This window comes from Pseudomonas sp. 1912-s, assembly GCF_029269205.1.
GTDB lineage: Bacteria > Pseudomonadota > Gammaproteobacteria > Pseudomonadales > Pseudomonadaceae > Aquipseudomonas.
In genome coordinates, this window is sequence record NZ_JARIXR010000003.1 from 333738 (window position 1) to 346304 (window position 12567).

11 protein-coding genes are annotated in these 12567 nt (G+C 60.5%); 9 read left to right on the forward strand and 2 right to left on the reverse strand.

Annotated features, from left to right (window positions below; genetic code table 11):
* Positions 1-20 precede the first annotated feature (20 nt).
* From P3C29_RS06235 to P3C29_RS06250, 4 genes are all read left to right on the forward strand, one after another.
* Positions 21-656 (forward strand): thiol:disulfide interchange protein DsbA/DsbL, encoded by a 636-nt coding sequence (locus tag P3C29_RS06235; protein ID WP_010168650.1) that lies wholly within the window; start codon positions 21-23, stop codon positions 654-656.
* A gap of 10 nt (positions 657-666) precedes the next feature.
* Positions 667-1545: an endonuclease/exonuclease/phosphatase family protein gene (locus tag P3C29_RS06240; RefSeq protein WP_010168652.1), complete on the forward strand. Its 879-nt coding sequence runs from the start codon at positions 667-669 to the stop codon at positions 1543-1545.
* Positions 1542-3650 (forward strand): GGDEF domain-containing protein, encoded by a 2109-nt coding sequence (locus P3C29_RS06245; RefSeq protein WP_201125809.1) that lies wholly within the window; start codon positions 1542-1544, stop codon positions 3648-3650. Before P3C29_RS06240 ends, P3C29_RS06245 begins: the two co-directional genes overlap by 4 nt.
* Positions 3651-3748: 98 nt before the next feature.
* Positions 3749-4525 carry an N-acetylmuramoyl-L-alanine amidase gene (locus P3C29_RS06250; RefSeq protein ID WP_275964103.1) on the forward strand — a complete coding sequence of 259 codons (777 nt, stop codon included), beginning with the start codon at positions 3749-3751 and terminating at the stop codon, positions 4523-4525.
* A gap of 52 nt (positions 4526-4577) precedes the next feature.
* Here P3C29_RS06250 and P3C29_RS06255 read toward each other — a convergent pair whose 3' ends face one another.
* Positions 4578-6365: a KinB sensor domain-containing domain gene (locus P3C29_RS06255; RefSeq protein WP_010168657.1), complete on the reverse strand. Its 1788-nt coding sequence runs from the start codon at positions 6363-6365 to the stop codon at positions 4578-4580.
* A 10-nt stretch (positions 6366-6375) separates the two neighbouring features.
* Positions 6376-7722 carry a sigma-54-dependent response regulator transcription factor AlgB gene (algB, locus tag P3C29_RS06260; RefSeq protein WP_010168658.1) on the reverse strand — a complete coding sequence of 449 codons (1347 nt, stop codon included), beginning with the start codon at positions 7720-7722 and terminating at the stop codon, positions 6376-6378.
* Between the two features lie 391 nt (positions 7723-8113).
* Here algB and P3C29_RS06265 point away from each other — a divergent pair, with 391 nt between their 5' ends.
* The 5 genes from P3C29_RS06265 to P3C29_RS06285 all read left to right on the forward strand — a co-directional run bounded on the left by P3C29_RS06265 (position 8114) and on the right by P3C29_RS06285 (position 12500).
* On the forward strand, positions 8114-8398 hold the full coding sequence (locus tag P3C29_RS06265) for a hypothetical protein (RefSeq protein ID WP_275964104.1): 285 nt from the start codon (positions 8114-8116) through the stop codon (positions 8396-8398).
* A gap of 77 nt (positions 8399-8475) precedes the next feature.
* Positions 8476-8640: a DUF1328 domain-containing protein gene (locus P3C29_RS06270; RefSeq protein WP_003170804.1), complete on the forward strand. Its 165-nt coding sequence runs from the start codon at positions 8476-8478 to the stop codon at positions 8638-8640.
* Positions 8641-8642: 2 nt separating this feature from the next.
* A complete protein-coding gene (locus P3C29_RS06275) occupies positions 8643-9110 on the forward strand; it encodes an inhibitor of vertebrate lysozyme family protein (protein ID WP_275964105.1) in 468 nt (155 codons plus the stop codon).
* A 729-nt stretch (positions 9111-9839) separates the two neighbouring features.
* Positions 9840-11171: a glutamate/aspartate:proton symporter GltP gene (gltP, locus tag P3C29_RS06280; protein ID WP_010168665.1), complete on the forward strand. Its 1332-nt coding sequence runs from the start codon at positions 9840-9842 to the stop codon at positions 11169-11171.
* Between the two features lie 99 nt (positions 11172-11270).
* On the forward strand, positions 11271-12500 hold the full coding sequence (locus P3C29_RS06285; RefSeq protein WP_201125811.1) for a spore maturation protein: 1230 nt from the start codon (positions 11271-11273) through the stop codon (positions 12498-12500).
* Positions 12501-12567 lie beyond the last annotated feature (67 nt).

The window sequence follows — 12567 nt, forward strand, 5'->3', positions numbered from 1 at the left end:
TATTTGTCCAGGAGTAAAGCATGCGTAATCTGATCCTCAGCGCCGCTCTCGTCACTGCCAGCCTTTTCGGCATGACCGCACAAGCTGCCGACGTGCCGCTTGAAGCCGGTAAAACCTATGTTCAGTTGGAGACGCCTGTACCGGTTTCCGTGCCGGGCAAGATCGAAGTGGTGGAGCTGTTCTGGTACGGTTGCCCGCATTGCTACGCGTTTGAGCCGGTGATTAATCCGTGGATCGAGAAACTGCCTGCGGATGTCAATTTCGTGCGTATCCCGGCCCTGTTCGGTGGCCCATGGGATGCCCATGGCCAACTCTTCATCACCCTGGACACCATGGGTGTAGAGCACAAGGTTCACGCCGCCGTGTTCAACGCCATCCAGAAAGAAGGCAAGCGCCTGCTCAAGCCTGAGGACATGGCTGATTTCGTCGCCACTCAGGGCGTCGATAAAGCCAAGTTTGTTGAAACATTCAACTCGTTCGCCGTGAAGGGCAAGATGGCCCAATACAAGGCACTCGCCCAGAAGTACGGCGTGCAAGGCGTACCGACCCTGATCGTCAACGGCAAATACCGTTTTGACATCGGCAGCGCCGGTGGCGAAGAGCAAGCGCTGAACGTGGCTGACCAGTTGATCGCCAAAGAGCGCGCAGCCAAGTAAGGGGCCCGTCATGCGTCGCTGGGGTACTGAACGTGTCGTTGGCCTGCATGACCCGAAGGTCAACGAACACCACCTGGAATCCACGGGCCTGCCGGCAGACAGCCGGTTGCGCCTGCTCAGTTTCAACATCCAGGTGGGAATCAGTACCGAGAAATACCGGCACTACCTGACCCGTGGCTGGCAGCACCTGCTCCCCCACAACGGGCGTGCCGGCAATCTGCAAAAGATCGGTGACCTGCTGGGCGACTTCGACCTGGTTGCCCTGCAGGAGGCCGACGGTGGCAGCCTGCGCTCCGGCTACATCAACCAGGTCGAGCACCTGGCCCAGCTCGGCGCCTTTCCCTACTGGTATCAACAACTCAATCGCAACCTCGGCAAGCTCGGCCAGCACAGCAATGGTGTGCTCAGCCGTCTCAAGCCGTGGGCGATCGAGGATCACCCGTTACCCGGCCCGAAAGGCCGCGGGGCGATTCTCGTGCGGTTCGGCGAAGGGCCGGAAGCGTTGGTGGTGGTCATGATGCACCTCGCGCTGGGGGCTCGAACCCGCACCCTGCAGTTGGCCTACATCCGTGAGCTGATTGGCAACTACAAACACCAGGTGCTGATGGGTGACATGAACACCCATGCCACAGACCTGCTACAGAATTCCCCGTTGCGTGACCTTGGTTTGCTGGCGCCGCAAGTCGAAGCCACCTTTCCCAGCTGGCGCCCGCAACGTTGTCTTGATCACATCCTGCTCAGCCCGACCCTGACACTCGAAAGTGTGCAGGTACTGGCGCAGCCCATCTCCGATCACCTGCCGGTCGCGGTAGAGATTCGTCTGCCGGGTTCGCTCACGGCTGATGCATTGCCCGCGTTGAGCCCCGGCCCTCGCGGACCCCTTGCATGAGCGACGACGCCCAGCGCTGGAAAGAAAAATACCTTAAAAGCATCGAGCAACAAGAAAAGCTCGAACGCCGCTGGGCCGCCCGCCTCGACCTGCTGCGCCGCGGGCTGGTGCGCAGCACCCTGGCAGCTGAAGGCACCGACCGTGCGGTTGATCAATGCATGAAGGAAATGCGCGATGTTGTCCGCACGGACGACATGGACGCCGCCCTCGCCGCATTGCTGCCGCGCCTGGAAAAGGCCGTACTGGATTCGGAACAGCGCCGTGAAACCCGGGTCGACCAGATCGGCACGGCGTTGACGGCCCTGGTCACCCAGTTGCAGAAACTGCCCTTGCCGCGTGAGGTGAGTCGCCCGCTGAAGGCGTTTGCCAAACAGCTGGACGGTCGGGTCGGTCAGGCGCGGGAGATCCCGCTATTACTGAGTGAGTTGAGCGGCCTTCAGGGCCAGGCATTGAGTAACCTGGAGCCAGAGGGCGAAACCAGCCGTTCGAGCCCGGGGCTGTTACAGCGTCTGTTTGGCGCCAGGGACGCCGCGGCCGAAGCTCCGGAGGTGGAGGCCCCCGCGCCATCCCGTCCTGTGGTTCACGCGCCTGCTGCGCCTAAGCCTGCGGATGAGGTTGAAGTGCCAGCGCAATCGGCGGAGTTGACTCAAGCGCTGCGGGCTTTTGCGCCGCAGCCGAAAGCCCCGGCTTCCGTTGAACCACCGCCTGAGCGTGTACCGCAAGTAAAAGCTGCCGAGGTTGTCAGCGAAGCGCCGCCGGTGGCTCCGGTCGTCGTGGCCGTCGCGCCCGTCATCGAAGTGCCTCCAGAGATGATCGAACCGCTGGAGCCCGAACAACCGGTCGAAACGGACGTTGAACCTGCCGTTGAGAGCGCGCTCGCCGCCATGGTCGAAGCGCCAGAGGTGCAGGTCCGGGAGCCGGAGCAGACGGAGATCGGCAGTCTCTCCTTGCCACCGGTCATGGCTGACGAGCCGCAAGAATCGCCCGAGCCCGCAGAGCTGAACCCCGACGAGCTGCAAGCGGATCAGGCCTACGCCTTGCCCGACACCCCCGAGCCGTCTTACAGCTCGGTGGCCAAACACATTGAAGACACCCTGATCGGCTTGCTGGAAGACCTGTCGCTGCCAGAGCGCCATCGGCCCCAGGCCGAAGCCATGCGTGAACGTCTGGCCCATGGGTTGAACTGGTACGAACTGCTGCCGATCCTCGATGACCTGGCGGTGTTGATGCTGGCAATCACCGACAGTGGCCAGCACGAGTTTGAGGCCTACCTCAAGCAGCTTAACGAGCGCCTCGAAGCATTCCAGGGGCACTTGCAGGTGGCCAGTGATGGTCACGCGGACAGTCGCTCGGCCGCCAGAGAACTGGATACCCAGATCCGTGAACAGGTGGATGGTTTGCAAACCAGCGTCCAGGACGCCGCCGACCTCGACAGCCTCAAGCACGTACTGGAGAGCCATCTCGAGGGTTTGCTGGGCACCATGGACGAACACCAGCACCAGCGTGACCAGCGCGAACAGGAAGTCGCCGCGCGCCTGAAAGGCCTCGCCGAACGAGTGGCCAATATGGAGCAAGAGGCTCAAGGCTACCGTGAGCACCTGGAGGTTCAGCGCCAGAAAGCCTTGATCGACCCGCTCACCGGCTTGCCCAACCGCGCCGCCTGGAGCGAGCGCCTGGAGCACGAGGTCAACGCCTGGCACCAGCGTGGCAATAGCCTGTCGCTGGCGATGCTGGACCTCGACCATTTCAAACGCATCAACGACGGTTATGGTCACTTGGCGGGCGACAAGGTGCTGAAAATCATCGCCACGGTGCTTCGAAAACGCCTGCGCCCCAACGACTTCATTGCGCGCTTTGGCGGTGAAGAGTTTGTGCTGCTGATGCCCAACTCATCGTTGTCCGATGCCTTGGCCGTGGGTGAAACCTTGCGGGCCGCCATCGAAGCCTGCCCGTTTCACTTCAAGGGCGAGCCGGTGACGATTACCGTGTCCATGGGCATGGCGCAGTTTCAGCCGGGAGAACGCAGTGACCTGGCCCTCAAGCGTGCCGACGAGGCGTTGTATCGCGCCAAGGCTGCGGGGCGCAATCAGGTGCAGGCGGCCTGAAAATGTTCCATTTTGTTTAAAACGTCGCATTTGGCCGCTGGGCAGCAAACGGTACGTTACACTGTTGCATTATCGTCTTAAGCGTATTGTCTGCTGCCATGAAATTTCTGTTTTCTGCCTTTCTGCTTCTCCTGCTCGCCGGTTGCGCGAGCGGCCCTCGCCTGGACACCAGCCACCCGTCGTCGAACCACGACAACCGTGTGCAGTTCGTCATCGTGCACTACACCTCGGCGTCCCTTGAGCGTTCCCTCGCGCTGTTGACCCACGGCCAGGTCAGCAGCCATTACCTGATCGGCGACGATGCTTCAGGCACCATCTACAAGCTGGTGGATGAAAGCCAGCGCGCCTGGCATGCCGGAGAAAGTGAGTGGATGGGCCGCACGTGGCTCAACTCCAGCTCCATCGGGATCGAGATCGTGAACCCGGGGTACCGCGATTTGCCGACGGGCCGCGTCTGGTACCCGTACACCGCGGCGCAGGTGCAGTCGCTGGTGGTGCTGCTCAAGGACATCAGCAAGCGCAACGGCATCGACCCGCGAAACATCATCGGCCACAGCGACATTGCCCCGCTGCGCAAGCTGGACCCGGGCCCGCTGTTCCCCTGGAAGCGCCTGGCGGATGAAGGGCTGGGCATGTGGCCGGACGCCAAGGCGGTTGCCCGTTACCAGGTGCAGTACGCCAGCGATTTGCCGAGCATTACCTGGTTCCAGGAAGAGTTGGCGAAGTTGGGCTATCCGACGCCGCAGACCGGCGAGCTGGATGTGGCGACGCGGCATGTGATGGCCGCGTTCCAGATGCACTTCCGGGCGTCGCTGTTTGACGGGACGCCGGATGCCGAAAGTGCTGCGATCCTGCGGGCGTTGAATCACCAGTAACTGTTGCCGGCGATGGTCTCCTCAGCATCGCCATTGCCGGCAAGCCGGGCTTCTACAAAGGCAGCGCCATGTAGAACTGCGTCCCCTGCCCGGGCCGTGAATAAACCCCCATGCGCCCACCGTGCAACTGCACAATTTCCTTGCACAGCGCCAGGCCCAGGCCGGCGCCGCCTTTCTTGCGGCCTACCTGCACAAACGGTTCGAAGATCCGTCCTTGCTGGCCGTAGGCAATGCCTTCACCGTTGTCTTCGACGCTGACAATCACTCGTTCGCCATGGCGACGCGCCTGCAGGCGGATCTGACCACCGTCGGCCGTGTGTCGCAGGGCATTGCCCAGCAAGTTGTCGAGCACCCGCTCCAACTGCGCCCGATCGGCATGCAACCTCGGCAGCGGGGACTGTTCCTCAACCAGCAATTCGATGTTTTGCGCATTCGCCTGCTCGGCGAAGCGGGCGCGGGCATGTTCGAGCAGGTCGCTGATGTCGCACGGGCCCAGGGTGAGCTTCTGCAAGCCATTCTGGTAGCGCGAGAAGTTGAGCAAGTCGTTGATCAACTGCATCAGGCGCTGCATTTCTTCGTTGACCGTATCCAGCAAGTCCGCTTCGCGAGACTCCGCAGGAAACTTCGCCCGTTCACGGAACAAGCCGAATGCCATGTGCATGCCCGTTACCGGCGTGCGCAACTCATGGGATGCGCGTAATACAAACTCACTGCGCACCCGTTCAAAGGCGCGTTGTTCGGTGACGTCGTGCAGCACCATCACCGCTCCCAGAATATGCCCCTGGGTATGGCTGACCGGCGTCAAGCTGTACGTCAGCAAGCGCAACTCGCCTTCGACCTCCACTTCCAGGTCTTCGGGTGCGCGCTCCAGGTTGCCGCCGCGCAGCACCAGGTGCAGTTGTTCATCCAGTTCCGGTCGGTCCAATGCATCACCAAGGCCCTGGCCCAGGCGCTCCTCGTCCCAGCCCAGTTGGCGCTGTGCCACCGGGTTAAGGTGCTCAAGGCGGCCTTGGCGGTCGATCATCAGCAGGCCATCGTCGATGCTGTCGAGCACCGCCTGCAGGCGTTGCTGCCCGGCGAGCAGTTCATCGACATTGGTTGCCTGATGCTGGCGCAAGGCTTCGGCCATGATGCCGAAGCGGCGGGTCAGCAGGTTCATCTCGGCGGCCGAGGAAATGGGCAGGGTGACTTCGAAGTTGCCCTGGCCGATCTTGTCGGCGGCCTTGGCCAGGGCTTCGATTGGCCCGCCAAAGCGCCGGGCGATACCGTGAGCCGTCACGAAGCCAATGATCAGCACTGCCAGCCCGACCAGGCCCAGCAAGCCGGCAATCAACAGCGCGCGTTCCCGGGACTTGTGTTCGGTGTCGTTGATGTTGTCCAGGGCCTTCTTGTGCTCGGCGATCAGGCCGTTGCGCAAGATGTTGAAGCGCTCGGTCAGCTCGTCGTTGTTGCGCAGTGCCGGCGGCGCATTTTCATTTTTGTCGAATGCCTCGAGAAAGCTCAGGTAGTTGGTTTTCGCCTGGGTAAAGCCGCTGGTTGCGGCATCCTTGTGCTCGTGATCGATGCCTTGCTGCAACAGGCTGAAATAGCGCTGCTTGGAGTCCTCAAGGGCGGCACGATTGGGCTGCTCGTTGAGCATGATCATCAACTGATCGCCGAGGGTTTGCCGAAGCTTGAGCCCCAGGTCCAGGGTGATGAAGTTGCTGCGAATCAACGATTCCTGGGTCTTGGCCATTTGCATGACACTCACCAGCCCCAGCAGCAATCCCAACAGGGCAACGGTGATCAGCGCAGAAATGCTCAGGAACAGCCGAGTGCGCAGCTTCATCGCAAGCTTCATAAGTTACAGCTCACAGGTTGTATTGTTTGCGTTTGCGGTACAGCGTCGACGCATCAATGCCAAGGGTCCGGGCTGCCTGGTCCAGGGTGTCACTGGTGGCCAGCACTGCGCCGATATGGGCTTTTTCCAATTCATCCAGGCTGAGCGCCGCGCCAATACGCGGGGCGTTGTTGGTTGGCTGTTCGGCCATGCCGAGGTGGCTGATTTCGACCTTTTCCTGTGGGCAGATGATGCTGGCCCGCTCCACCACGTTGCGCAGTTCACGGATGTTCCCCGGCCAGCGGTAGTTGAGCAGTGCCTCACGGGCTTCATCGCTGAATCCTCGAGCCGGTCGGGCATATTCCTTCACGAAGCGCGCAAGGAAGCGGTCGGCCAGGGTCAGGATGTCTTCGCTGCGTTCGCGCAGGGGCGGCAGGTGCAACGTGATGACATTCAGGCGATACAGCAGGTCTTCACGGAAACGGCCGTCGCGGACCATGTCTTCCAGGTTCAGGTTGGTGGCGGCAAGGATTCGCACGTCGGCACGGCGAGTCACCGGGTCGCCGACGCGCTCGTATTCCTTGTCCTGGATGAAACGCAGCAACTTGGGTTGCAAGGTCAGCGGAAAATCGCCGATCTCGTCGAGAAACAGCGTGCCGCCGTCTGCCTGGTTGACGCGGCCGAGGGTGCTTTCGCTGGCGCCGGTAAACGCGCCGCGACTGTGGCCAAACAGTTCACTTTCCATCAATTCTGCGGTCAGCGATGGGCAGTTGATGGTGACGCAGGACTTCTTCGCCCGCTTGCTCCAGCCGTGGATGGCCCGGGCCAGCTCCCCTTTACCGGTCCCGGATTCGCCAAGAATCAGGATGTTGGCGTCAGTGCCGGCCACTTGGCGTGCGGTTTCCAGCACCACCATCATTGCCGGGCTGTGGGAGTCGAGGCCGTCCTTGGGCTGGCGCACTTCGCCTTCCAGGGCTTCCAGGCGCGCAGAGAGCTGGCGCACTTCCAGCTGCTTGGCCGTGGCCAGACGCAATTGGTCGGGGCTGCACGGTTTGACCAGGTAGTCGGCAGCGCCGGCCTGGATCGCGTCCACGGCGGTGTCGACGGCCGAATGGGCGGTGACGATCACCACGCGCATCCAGGGCGCCTGAATGCGCATTTGCGCCAGGACGTCGAGGCCGTTGTCTTCGCCCAGGCGCAGATCCAGGAAGCACAGGTCAAACACCTGGCGTTGCAACAAGGCATCGGCCTGGGCGGCGCTGTTTGCGGTGGCTACTGTGTAGCCTTCATCTTCCAGGCAGTAACGGAAGGTGCGAAGGATCGCGGATTCGTCATCCACTAAAAGAATGCGGCCTTGAAGTTCCTTGGCTGATTCCATCTGTCCCGCGCTCCTTAAGAATGAATGATGTTGTTTAGTCCCGGAATAATCGGGCAAGTTGCATGGTTTATTCTGATTGATTAAAGCCGTCATCGTGCAGCTATCTGCGCTTCTTCTTACAGAGACGCCGATTCAAGGCGTTTTTATCTCCCTCTAGCCACTTCGGCAGCCGAACGTTGCGTTCCTATCCCCCGATCCGACCAGTGACCATCGTGCATTTCGCACGGTATGGATAGGGGCATCGTGCAGGATGCTCGTGGTGTCAAAGCGCTTTTGTTTTTAACTAATTGATTTTATTGAGTTTTATTTTGTTAAAAAACTGGCACGCAGGCTGCAATACACCTCATACGAGCTTCATCAACGAATAATCAGAATGCGGGAGAGATACAGCATGACTCGCCAAAGCCTCACCCAACTGCGTGTATCGCCACTGCGTCTGCAACAGGGGTTGTTTGCCAGCCTGGCCCTGATGGTGACCTTGATCGGCGGTCAGCAATTGGCGCATTGGCAGCAGAGTCAGCCGCAAGCCGCGCATTTTGAACGCCCGATGATGACCCAGACCCATTTCCGTTCCGTCGGTGGTTCCGCCGCCGACTTGACGACACCGCAACTGACGACGGTTGAACAGGATTCCACCCTCGGCGACCTGCCTTATCAGGAACGCTGGGTGTTCTAGGCAAGACACGGTCCTTCAATCGAGCGACCGCACGCATCACCGCTGTTACCCCTAAAAGAAGCGTAAGGAGAATCACCATGTTGAGTTGGGCAATCACATTTCTGATCATCGCCATTGTGGCTGCAGTCCTGGGCTTCGGTGGTATCGCGGGCACCGCCACGGGTATCGCCAAGATTCTGTTTGTGGTCTTCCTGGTGATGTTCATCGCTTCCTTCTTCTTTGGCCGTCGTGGCCGAGGCTAAACATGTTCAAATCGTCCCTTAAAGCCCTGGCTGCCGCCCTGTTGTTGGGCGGCAGCGGTCTGGCACTGGCCGCCAATGACGGCCAGTCCCGGGCCAACGAACTGCTGAGTGCGGACCCGCAGTACCGCGAAACCTGGCAGAGCGTGGTCAAGAAGGAAGAGCGTCTGCCGGAATGGGTGATGAACCTGTCGGGCAGCGCTGAACAAATGAACGCCGTTGAAGAGGATGGTGACAAGTACTTGGTAGGGCCACTCTGCGAAACCGCAGACACGTGCCTGAACAAGCGCCTGATCGTCGCCTTCAGCTTTGACAAGGAAGATGCCTATGCAATGTTGGTGGAAGTTCCGGCCGGCCTGCCGTCGGACAAATCGCCAACACGGCACGCCGACTACCGTTTTCTTGGCAAGCCGGACGAAGGCATGCAGAAGCTGTTGATGGAACAGCTCAAGAAAGATCCGAATTGGTACTAGGTTTGGTCTGACGACGCTGTCGTCTACCGGCTTATCGTCCATAGAAAGGAGCGCCACGCTTCTTTCTGTCTGCACGGCCCGACAAGGGCGGTGCATGACCAGGGGGCCGGGTTGCTCTGATCGATAGGATCGGCGTGACCTACGGGGACAGGGAGTGCCTGCGCAAGGGCCGGGTCAGGTGAAAAGCTGCGACGCAAGTTCGCAAGCCGATGGCTTGTGGAACTTGCGACGGGCTTATGGCTCTTATCCCCGCTTCCGTCATGCCGCCCATAGCGGCAATTTTCCTTTTTGCATCGCCACAACCATTTCCTGGTGTTTCCACGTGACCATCTATCGAGAAAGTTTGTCTCCTGCCAGACGGGTTTTTCGATGGTATGCGTAGGAATTTTCAGGGGTTTTCAGCTGAGGCCGTAGATTTTCAAAAAACCCTGCGCGAGCCTGAAATGGCCGGTTCGCGGCATTTATGCCTGCCGAAATGTCGTATTCGAACTGACCGGTCAGACAGAAAAACTCAAAAAATCTCATGCCGATTCGGCATAGGGTAGGCGTTTACGGCATTAGACGTCGCCTCCTTGCATCGGAATAGTTGCGCCTTTTTTCGCCTGCCAGTGAGCCATATCGGCCAACTGCGGTGACCTTCTACGGGGGCAGATGCACACACTTTTTCGCTCTCGAGCGTTCCAGCTGCTGGCGCATCTGCCTGAGTCCACTTGAAGTAAGGGTAATGACATGAAGAAGGCAAAGCTAAGCCTCGCCTGGCAGATCCTCATCGGTCTGGTGCTGGGGATTGCAATCGGTGCGGTGCTTAACCATTTCAGTGCTGAAAAGGCCTGGTGGATCAGCAACGTGTTGCAGCCTGCTGGCGATATCTTTATCCGCCTGATCAAGATGATCGTTATCCCGATCGTGATTTCGTCGCTGATTGTGGGAATCGCCGGCGTTGGGGATGCGAAAAAGCTCGGTCGGATCGGCGTGAAAACCATCCTTTACTTCGAAGTGGTCACCACCATCGCCATTGTGGTCGGCCTGCTGCTGGCCAACCTGTTCCATCCGGGTACCGGCATCGACATGAGTACCCTGGGTACCGTCGACATCTCCAAATACACCGCCACCGCCGCCGAGGTTCAGCACGAGCACGCGTTCATCGAGACGATCCTCAACCTGATCCCGTCGAACATCTTCGCCGCCGTGGCCCGTGGCGACATGCTGCCGATCATCTTCTTCTCGGTGTTGTTCGGCCTCGGCTTGTCGAGCCTCAAGCCTGAACTGCGCGAGCCCCTGGTGACCATGTTCCAGGGCGTGTCCGAGAGCATGTTCAAAGTCACCCACATGATCATGAAGTACGCCCCGATCGGTGTATTTGCCCTGATTGCGGTGACCGTCGCCAACTTCGGTTTCGCCTCGCTGCTGCCGCTGGCCAAGCTGGTAATTCTGGTTTACGTCGCGATCCTGTTCTTTGCTTTTGTGGTGCTGGGCCTGATCGCTCGCCTGTTCGGTTTCTCGGTGATCAAGCTGATGCGCATCTTCAAGGATGAGCTGGTACTGGCCTACTCCACCGCCAGTTCCGAAACCGTGCTGCCGCGTGTGATCGAGAAGATGGAAGCCTACGGCGCGCCGAAAGCGATCTGCAGCTTCGTGGTACCCACCGGCTACTCGTTCAACCTCGACGGTTCGACCCTGTACCAGAGCATCGCGGCGATCTTTATCGCTCAGCTGTATGGCATCGACTTGTCGATTGGCCAGCAACTGATGCTGGTACTGACCCTGATGGTCACCTCCAAAGGTATCGCCGGCGTGCCGGGCGTGTCCTTCGTGGTGCTGCTGGCGACCCTGGGCAGCGTGGGCATTCCGCTGGAAGGCCTGGCATTTATCGCCGGTGTCGACCGCATCATGGACATGGCCCGTACCGCACTGAACGTGATCGGCAACGCCTTGGCCGTACTGGTCATCTCCCGCTGGGAAGGCATGTACGACGACGCCAAGGGCGAGCGCTACTGGAACTCCCTGCCACACTGGCGCACCAAGGAAGCACTGCCGGCCGGCGAGACCACGCGCGGCTGATCGCCAGGACTGCCTCCTACACAAACCCCGGAAAATCCGGGGTTTGTCGTTTCTGCCAGCCCCGCTATCATTCGCCCCATCTTTCGGGGGATTCAACTGATGCTCAATGGCCTGTGGCTTGGCTTTTTTATCGTGGCGATGGTGTCCGCGCTGGCGCAATGGCTGATCGGCGGCAACGCCGGCATCTTTGCAGCGATGGTGGAAAGCATCTTCGCCATGGCCAAGTTGTCGGTCGAGGTGATGGTGCTGCTGTTCGGCACCCTGACCTTATGGCTGGGCTTCCTGCGCATCGCCGAGAAAGCCGGGATCGTCGACTGGCTGGCCAAGGCGCTGGGGCCGCTGTTCCGCCGCCTGATGCCGGAAGTGCCCGCCGGCCACCCGGCCATCGGCTTGATCACCCTCAACTTCGCCGCCAACGGCCTGGGCCTCGACAACGCCGCCACGCCCATCGGCCTCAAGGCCATGAAGGCGCTGCAAGAGCTCAACCCGATTCCCAATACGGCCAGTAACGCGCAAATCCTGTTCCTGGTGCTCAACGCGTCTTCCCTGACCCTGCTGCCGGTGACGATCTTCATGTACCGCGCCCAGCAAGGTGCGGCTGACCCGACGCTGGTGTTCCTGCCGATCCTGCTGGCCACCAGCGCTTCGACCCTGGTGGGCCTGCTGTCGGTGGCGGTGATGCAACGCCTGCGGCTGTGGGACCCGGTGGTGCTTGCGTATCTGGTTCCGGGTGCGCTGGTACTGGGTGGCTTCATGGCCTTGTTGGCGACGCTCTCAGCCACTGCGCTGGCGGGGCTGTCTTCGATCCTCGGCAATCTGACGCTGTTCGGGCTGATCATGCTGTTCCTGGTGATTGGCGCGTTGCGCAAGGTCAAGGTCTACGAGGCGTTTGTCGAAGGCGCCAAAGAAGGCTTCGACGTCGCCAAGAACCTGCTGCCGTATCTGGTGGCGATGCTGTGTGCGGTAGGCGTGTTGCGCGCGTCCGGTGCGCTGGATTTCGGCCTGGAAGGTATTCGCCATCTGGTGGCCTGGACCGGCATGGACACGCGCTTTGTCGATGCGTTGCCGACGGCGATGGTCAAGCCGTTCTCTGGCAGTGCGGCGCGGGCGATGCTGATTGAGACGATGCAGACCCAGGGCGTGGACAGCTTCCCGGCGTTGGTGGCGGCGACGATCCAGGGCAGTACCGAAACCACCTTTTATGTGCTGGCGGTGTACTTCGGCTCGGTGGGCATCCAGCGGGCGCGGCATGCGGTGGGGTGTGCGTTGTTGGCAGAGCTTGCTGGTGTAGTGGCGGCGATTGCCGTCTGCTACTGGTTCTTCGGTTAACACCTAGGCCAACTGTGGCGAGGGAGCTTGCTCCCGTTGGGCCGCGAAGCGGCCCCAGCAAGGTTTC

Coding starts and splice junctions, on each gene's coding strand:
- P3C29_RS06235 (WP_010168650.1), top strand. CDS start 21: ATGCGTAATCTGATCCTCAGCGCCGCTCTCGTCACTGCCAGCCTTTTC.
- P3C29_RS06240 (WP_010168652.1), top strand. CDS start 667: ATGCGTCGCTGGGGTACTGAACGTGTCGTTGGCCTGCATGACCCGAAG.
- P3C29_RS06245 (WP_201125809.1), top strand. CDS start 1,542: ATGAGCGACGACGCCCAGCGCTGGAAAGAAAAATACCTTAAAAGCATC.
- P3C29_RS06250 (WP_275964103.1), top strand. CDS start 3,749: ATGAAATTTCTGTTTTCTGCCTTTCTGCTTCTCCTGCTCGCCGGTTGC.
- P3C29_RS06255 (WP_010168657.1), bottom strand. CDS start 6,365: ATGAAGCTTGCGATGAAGCTGCGCACTCGGCTGTTCCTGAGCATTTCT.
- algB (WP_010168658.1), bottom strand. CDS start 7,722: ATGGAATCAGCCAAGGAACTTCAAGGCCGCATTCTTTTAGTGGATGAC.
- P3C29_RS06265 (WP_275964104.1), top strand. CDS start 8,114: ATGACTCGCCAAAGCCTCACCCAACTGCGTGTATCGCCACTGCGTCTG.
- P3C29_RS06270 (WP_003170804.1), top strand. CDS start 8,476: ATGTTGAGTTGGGCAATCACATTTCTGATCATCGCCATTGTGGCTGCA.
- P3C29_RS06275 (WP_275964105.1), top strand. CDS start 8,643: ATGTTCAAATCGTCCCTTAAAGCCCTGGCTGCCGCCCTGTTGTTGGGC.
- gltP (WP_010168665.1), top strand. CDS start 9,840: ATGAAGAAGGCAAAGCTAAGCCTCGCCTGGCAGATCCTCATCGGTCTG.
- P3C29_RS06285 (WP_201125811.1), top strand. CDS start 11,271: ATGCTCAATGGCCTGTGGCTTGGCTTTTTTATCGTGGCGATGGTGTCC.